Below are 6,814 nucleotides of genomic sequence, written 5' to 3'. Positions count from 1 at the left end.
GCAGAACGGGCGCTTGCCCACTAGGGATCAAGACGGTATCTACGGGGCAGCTGCGCTGCCCATAGCGAATGAATTCGCCCCCACAACAAGCCTGCATTCCCTGGCACGTTCGTAGGGTGGATCACGCTTCATCGATCCACCGTCCGTGGCTCATCCGGACTCCATTGGTGGATGTTAAGAGCGACATCCACCCTACGGGGCAGCTGCGCTGCCCTTGGCGAATGAATTCGCCCCTACAAGAAGCAACCGTCCCTGCAACAAGAAAAAAAGCCCGCAAAGGAGTGGAACGGGCTGAGGTAAAGCGTGAAAAAAGGCGCTACTGCAGCGGCGAGAACTTTGCCGGCAGGTAGGCGGTGGAATGCATTTCGCGCAGTTGCGGCCCGGAGTTCTCCGGCGGCCAGACGCCGTCCTCCACTGCCCTCGTGCGCACGTCGAGGCGCTGTTCCAGGGTTGCGTAGGGCCAGATGTGCAGGTAACGCGGCGTGCGCCCGTCGGTGGCGTAGAAGGCCGCGTAGACCTGTGAATAACTTTCCGTGGTGCGCGGTCCGACGGCTTTCTTCCAGCCCTCCAGAGTGGGGGTCAGGCCGGAGGGAATCAGGTTGTATTCACGCAGTTCGTAGAAGGGCCCATGGGCACCCGATGCCAGGGGTTCGAGGAAGGGGAACAGCGTGTAGTTCTCCACCTTCATGTCGAGCATGAACTCTTCGATGCCAAACGCATCCCGCGCCAGCAGGAAGCGCTCGCGCTCGGTCTGCCGCGCGTTCTCGTCGCTGAAGCCACGCAGGACGGCGATCTGGTTCAGCGGTCCGATTTCCGATGCCCAGCAACCCACCAGGGTGCAGCCCGGCGCCGCCTCGGCCAGTGTCGATTCCAGGCGCGCCAGTGCCGCGGCCGGCGTGCGCACGCGCAGGGTGAAGGTGATGAGTTCGTAGAGTCGCATCGGAGTCTCGCTGCCAGGTTTGAAAAAGGGGCCGACCATCATCGGCCGGCCCCGTTGGCTCAGAACTTGAAGGTGTACGTCGTGATCAGGCGGTTCTCCTGATAGTCCGGACCCGAGGCATTGCCGTTGCCGTAGCGGGTCTTGACGTCGATGTTGCGCCACTCGAAACCGACGCCCTTGAGCGCGCCGCTCTGCACCACGTAGCTGAGGTAGAGGTTGCGTTCGCTCTCGACGTTCTGGTCCAGCGCGTTGTTGCCACGGTCGATGCCGGTGCCTCGCAGGTAACGGGTCATCAGCTTCAGACCAGGCACGCCGTAGGCGGCGAAGTCGAGGTCGTAGCGCAGCTGCCAGGAGCTTTCGTTGGGTTTCACGAAGCCGACGGTGGACCAGTTCACCAGGTACGGCTGCGGCGCATAGCCGTTGAGCGTCGGGAAGACACTCTCGCCGAGCATGCGCTGGTAGCCGACGCCAATGGCGTGGGCGCCCTTGCGCAGGGTGGTCATGGCGCCGTAGGAGTGGTTGTCGATATCGCCGTACAACGCCTTGCCGTCTTCGCTGTTGTCGAAGTAGCGCAGGTCGGTCTTCAGGCCGTAGCCGCCACCCAGGTCAGCGGTGTGGGTCGCGCCCAGGTAATGCTGCTGGTAGATGTCTTCCAGTTGGCCGTAGAAGTAGCTGGCGGTGAGGCTCGGGGTGAAGGCGTAGGTGGCGCCACCGAAGTTCAGGCCATCGCTGCGGCGTTTGATGTCCGGGCCATTGAACAGGTACATCTTCTCGCGGTTGGACGACTCACGGCTGCTGATCTCGGTGAAGCGTCCGCCGGTAAGCGTCAACCGGTCCACTTCACGGGATTCCAGCAGGAAGCCATGGAAGGTGGTGATCAGTTGGCGGGAGTCGTCATAGAAGGCCACCGGCAGCATCGGGCGATGCTCGCCGACCTTCAATTCGGTCTTGGAGTAACGCATCTTTCCGGTCAGAGCGGCGCGGCCATAGTCGCGCACCTGCTCACCCTTGCTGTCGTCGTAAGGAATGATGGTGTCCGGGCCGCGACCGCCACCACCATCCAGACGATAGGCATATTGCCCGGATACATCTAGACCGAACTGCAAAGTGCCTTCGGTATATCCGGAGATGGCGCGAAAATCGAAACCTTGAGTCCAACTTCCGATACGCGATTTCGGCGCATCATCCTGTTTGAAGTCACGATCGATATAGAAGTTACGCAGGCCAAGGCTGATTTGCCGATCCTTCACGAAGTCCGCCTGCGCGGACATCGGCATGAGCATCCCCATCAGGCCCGCGGCAGCTACGCCGCTGGCCAGCCAGCTTTTCTGAAACATGGAAGTGATCCTTTCTTACATGTGCATGCAAGGCACATCGAGTGGAAGCAGATTAATTAGCAAGAAGTCCAACTTCGGCAGTTAATCCACAGTGTTGTTTTTATAACCACTTACTGCAAAAAAGTTGTAGCAAGGCCCGCCACCCGAACATGTACGGGCGCCCTCGATTTCTAGTTATGGGTACATCTTCAGAACGGATGAAATACAACTTCATCCAATATTCCGGAATGACTCCGGAGTTCTTTTCGCCATCGCGCGTTGGGCTTCGCTTCGCTCTGCCCAACCTACGGGAGAGAGCACGCTTTGATAGGTTGTGGCTGAGCTACGCGAAGCCCAACAAGACAACCCCGAAACACCGGATCAGCAGGCCGAACGTGAGGCGTCGCCCAGGCGGTGGTAGGCGCGGTTGAAATACACCAGGCCTTCCTGGTTCTTGCCGTGACGAATGCCCAGCACCTCGCAGTAGAAGATGGTGTGCGAGCCCACTTCATGGGCCTGGGCGATGCGGCAATCGAAGCTCACCAGGGCGTCGTCCAGTAGCGGCGAGCCGCTTTCCAGGGTGCTCCAGCTGGCGCGGGCGAAGCGCTGTTCGGAGTCCAGCTCGCGGTTGGCGAACACACCCGAGATTTCCTTCAGCTCAGCGGACAGCACGTTCACGCTGAGCACACCGTTCTGCTTGAAATGACCGTTGGCGAACGAAGAGCGGTTCATGCACACCAGCAGCGTCGGCGGCTGGTCGGTGACGCTGCACACCGCGGAAGCGGTGAAGCCCCAGCGGCCCGCTGCGCCATCGGTGGTGATGACGGAAACGGCGCCGCCCAGCAGCGCCATGGCATTACGGAATCCATTGGTATCGACCATGGTCTTGCCCCTCTGCTGTCAGATGTCCAGTACCAGTTTGTTTGACTTGGCACGCGAGCAGCAGACCAGGATCTGGTCGTTGGCGGCCTTCTCTTCATCGGTCAGGTAGACGTCGCGGTGGTCCGGTTCGCCTTCCAGTACGTCGCACAGACACGTCCCGCAGACGCCCTGCTCGCAGGAAATCTCGATCTTGATGCCCACGCCGGCCAGGGCGTCGACAATGCTCTGGCCCTCGGCCACCTGCACGGTCTTGCCGCTGCGCGAGGCGACGACTTCGAAGCTGTCGCCGCTGGCGTCCACTTCCACCTGGAAGTACTCGCGGTGGATGTGATCGTCGGCGTACCCCGCCTTGCCAGCTTCGGCGATCACCCAGTCCATGAACCCGGCCGGGCCGCAGACATAGACGTGAACGTCGTCGGCCGGCTTACCCAGCACGGCGGGCAGGTCGAGCTTCTGCTCGGCGGCCTCGTCGTCGAAGTGGGTACGCACACGGGATGCGAAATCGGCGCTTTCCAGCTCGTCGAGGAAGGCGGTACGGCTGCGCGAGCGGCCGCAGTAGTGCAGTTCGAAGGCGCTGTCCTTCGCGGTCAGCTCGTGGGCCATTGCGATCATCGGGGTGATGCCGATGCCACCGCCGATGAGGATCGAACGGCTCGCGCCAGCAGCCAGCGGGAAGAGGTTGCGCGGCGCGCCGATGGCGACCTCGCTGCCTTCCTGCAGCAGTTCGTGGACGGCAATCGAACCACCACGGGAAGCCGGGTCGCGCAGCACGCCAAGGCGGTAGACCGAGGCATTGGCCGGGTCACCGCAAAGGGAGTACTGGCGCACCAGGCCGGATTTCAGGTGGATATCCACATGGGCACCGGCCTCGAACGCCGGCAGGGGTTTGCCCGACGGGTCGGCGAGGTCGAGGATGACTACACCCTCGCCCTGCTCAACCCGCTTGCGGACCACCAGATTCAACACTTGCTCACTCATACCGGCCTTCCCGCACCCTCATGGGTGCTGATTGTTCTCGATCGTTGTTACTTGCCGCACTGCACGCACGACACTGCTTTGTCTGGTTGCGCACTTAGCGCATGAACAGCCCACCGTTGACATCCCAGGTCGCCCCGGTGGTGAAGTAGGCCTCCGGGCGTGCCAGTTGCACGACCAGGTCACCGAGGAAGTCCGCATCGCCCAGGCGCTTGACCGGGATGTTGGCGAGCAGTCCTTCCATGCGTTCGGCCGGCACGGCTGCGCGCACCGCCGGGGATTCGATCGGACCCGGAGCGATGGCATTGACGGTGACGCCGCCCGCCGCCAGCTCCTTGGCGAAGATCTTGGTCAGGGTGACGATGGCACCCTTGGACGCGGCGTAGTGCGCACCCGTGGCGGTGCCGCCGTTCTGCCCGGCCAGGGACGCCATGTTGACGATGCGCCCGTAGCCGGCCGCCGCCATATGCGCACCGAACACCTGGCAGCCGACGAAGACGCTACGGGTGTTGAGGCTCAGGACGCGGTCGAACTCCTCGGGGCTGATCTGCATGACCGGGGTGGTCATGGTCATGGCGGCGTTGTTCACCACCACGTGCAGGGCGCCGAAGCGTTCCAGGGTCGCTGCCAGCGCCAGCTCGAAGTCGGCCTTGCTGGCCACGTCGAGTTTCAGCGCCAGACTGCGCTCGCCACTGGGGTCGAGCCTGTCCGCGGCGGCCTGGGCGCCTTCCAGCGACAGGTCGGTGATCACCACGGCGTAACCGGCTGCGAACAGGCGGCTGGCGATGGCGAGGCCGAGGCCTTGGGCGGCGCCGGTGACGAGTGCAATCTGGCTCATGGCGGCGCCCTTACAGGATGTAGCCGATACCGGCCAGGGTATCGGTGGAGTTGATCAGCTGGATCAGCTTGCGCTGGATCTTGAAGCACTCGCCTTCACGCTTGAGCTGGAAGGTGATGTCGGCGGTGTAGTGCTTGAGCACGTCCTTGCGGAACTCCCGCAGGTTCTGTGCGCAGCGCACGGTCACCACGCCGTCTTCCTCACCCAGCACGCGGAAGCGCGACAGGGCACGCACGGTGCGGGCGCGAGGGCTGGTGGAGATGGACTCGCCGCCGATCAGGCGCTGCACGCGCAGCTGACGCATGTGGTGGTCGTCGTAGGCGTAGTTCAGGGTGTTCTCGAAGTCGGTCTCGTTCGGATCGATCGGGATGATGTAGGTGCCCTTCTCGGTCCACAGGTTCAGCCAGGCGTCGAAGTCGCCGTGGTCGAGCATGTCCGCTTCCTGCCAGATGAATGCGCTGACGTGATTGAGCAATTCAAGGTTCATGGTTTTTCTCTCAAATAGTGCGTTTCGTGGCGACGCCATCCCTTGCCCCTCTCCCGCTGGCGGGAGAGAGGCGGATGAGGGTCAGACCGACATCATCTTTTTCCACTGCTGGTAGGCAGCGCGCATGCCGGTCTCGGCGCTCACGTCGCTGATCAGCCCGTCCTCGCTCGGCTTCTCGCCGGGCAGGCCGCGGTTGAGCATGATCCAGAGGTCGGTGCCCGCCTGGGCGCCCTTCTGCACGCGCTCCCAGGCCTCGGAATCGTCCGGAGTGCCGAAGCCCATGGGGCCCTGGAAGTGTTCGTGCAGGCGCAGACGGTAGCGGTTGGCCACGGCCGGGCCGCCGTCCATGGTGATCACCGCGTGGTGGATCTCGGTCTCGTTCACCGAGACCGGTTGCAGCACGCGGAAGAAGGCCATGGAACAGGCCACGTTGGGGAACAGGTTGAGGTTGAAGCCGGAACCGCCCACGGCGCGGACGATGCGGCGCACCTGCTGCTCCTCGATGCCTTCGCCGCGCAGCTCTTCGGCCAGAGCCTCGAAGCGCTCGGGGATCGGCTGGTCGAGGTTGGCTTCCAGGTCCACCAGCTCGGGGATCATCACCATCACGCTGTGGCCGTTGCCGAGGTCTTCGACGTAGCCCGGGCCCTTCACGAAGTCGAAGAGCTCCAGGGTCTGCTCGTCCACCGAGGACAGGAACGACTTGTGCACCAGCGGGAAGTGGTAGGCGTCGGTGGTGTTTTCCAGCTGGATCTTCCAGTTGCCAGGGAAGCGGAAACGGTGCTCACCGGAAACCTTCACGCCGTAACCGGCACCCTGCTTCATGAACAGGTCGATCCACTTCTTGGCTGGGCCGAGGAAGTCCACCAGCGGCTCGATGTCGTCCTTGAAGGTGGCGAAGATCATGCCGTTGTATTCCTCGACACGCAGGCTCACCAGCGGCAGCTCGCCCTTGTCCAGGCAGTCGGCGTAGCTCTCCGGGTGAGGCACGCCACGCAGGCTGCCGTCCAGGGCATAGCTCCAGCCGTGGTACGGGCAGACGAAGCTGTTGGCCTTGCCCTTCTTGTGTTCGCAAACGGTTGCGCCACGGTGACGGCAACGGTTGAGCAGCACGTGCACGTCCTTCTTGCGGTCGCGTACGACGATCACCGGCTGCTTGCCGATGTAGGTGCTCTTGTAGCTGCCGCCTTCCGGAATCTCGCTGGCGTGGGCCACCCAGATCCAGGTGCTGTAGAAGACCTTCTCCAGCTCTTCGTCGAAGATGCGGGCGTCGGTGTAGAGGGAGGTGTGCACGCGGTCGTGCAGCACCAGGTCGGCCGGCGAGCTGGCCAGGTTCACGGTTTCGATCAGGTTGGTCACGATCACTCCTCGTCGACGCA

General features: G+C 62.9%; 7 protein-coding genes. All 7 read right to left on the bottom strand.

The genetic code is table 11. The features are described 5' to 3' along the window. Positions 1-316 precede the first annotated feature (316 nt). On the bottom strand, positions 317-940 hold the full coding sequence (locus tag MnOB_RS07680) for an NIPSNAP family protein (protein ID WP_077523636.1): 624 nt from the start codon (positions 938-940) through the stop codon (positions 317-319). Between the two features lie 59 nt (positions 941-999). Further along, the gene (locus tag MnOB_RS07675; protein WP_077523634.1) at positions 1,000-2,277 is read right to left on the bottom strand and encodes an OprD family porin; all 1,278 of its coding nucleotides are present in this window, start codon (positions 2,275-2,277) and stop codon (positions 1,000-1,002) included. A 360-nt stretch (positions 2,278-2,637) separates the two neighbouring features. Then, positions 2,638-3,138 carry a flavin reductase gene (locus MnOB_RS07670; RefSeq protein WP_077523633.1) on the bottom strand — a complete coding sequence of 167 codons (501 nt, stop codon included), beginning with the start codon at positions 3,136-3,138 and terminating at the stop codon, positions 2,638-2,640. An 18-nt stretch (positions 3,139-3,156) separates the two neighbouring features. Further along, positions 3,157-4,116 carry a PDR/VanB family oxidoreductase gene (locus MnOB_RS07665; RefSeq protein WP_077523632.1) on the bottom strand — a complete coding sequence of 320 codons (960 nt, stop codon included), beginning with the start codon at positions 4,114-4,116 and terminating at the stop codon, positions 3,157-3,159. A gap of 94 nt (positions 4,117-4,210) precedes the next feature. Next, positions 4,211-4,951: an SDR family NAD(P)-dependent oxidoreductase gene (locus MnOB_RS07660; RefSeq protein ID WP_077523631.1), complete on the bottom strand. Its 741-nt coding sequence runs from the start codon at positions 4,949-4,951 to the stop codon at positions 4,211-4,213. A gap of 10 nt (positions 4,952-4,961) precedes the next feature. Continuing rightward, the gene (locus tag MnOB_RS07655) at positions 4,962-5,438 is read right to left on the bottom strand and encodes an aromatic-ring-hydroxylating dioxygenase subunit beta (RefSeq protein ID WP_077523630.1); all 477 of its coding nucleotides are present in this window, start codon (positions 5,436-5,438) and stop codon (positions 4,962-4,964) included. 81 nt (positions 5,439-5,519) lie between these two features. After that, the gene (locus MnOB_RS07650) at positions 5,520-6,794 is read right to left on the bottom strand and encodes an aromatic ring-hydroxylating oxygenase subunit alpha (protein ID WP_077523629.1); all 1,275 of its coding nucleotides are present in this window, start codon (positions 6,792-6,794) and stop codon (positions 5,520-5,522) included. Positions 6,795-6,814 lie beyond the last annotated feature (20 nt).

Source organism: Metapseudomonas resinovorans, assembly GCF_002003485.1.
GTDB classification, from domain to species: Bacteria; Pseudomonadota; Gammaproteobacteria; order Pseudomonadales; family Pseudomonadaceae; genus Metapseudomonas; species Metapseudomonas resinovorans_D.
Note: the sequence above shows the minus strand (reverse complement) of the source record. Positions and strands in the feature narration are given on the sequence as shown.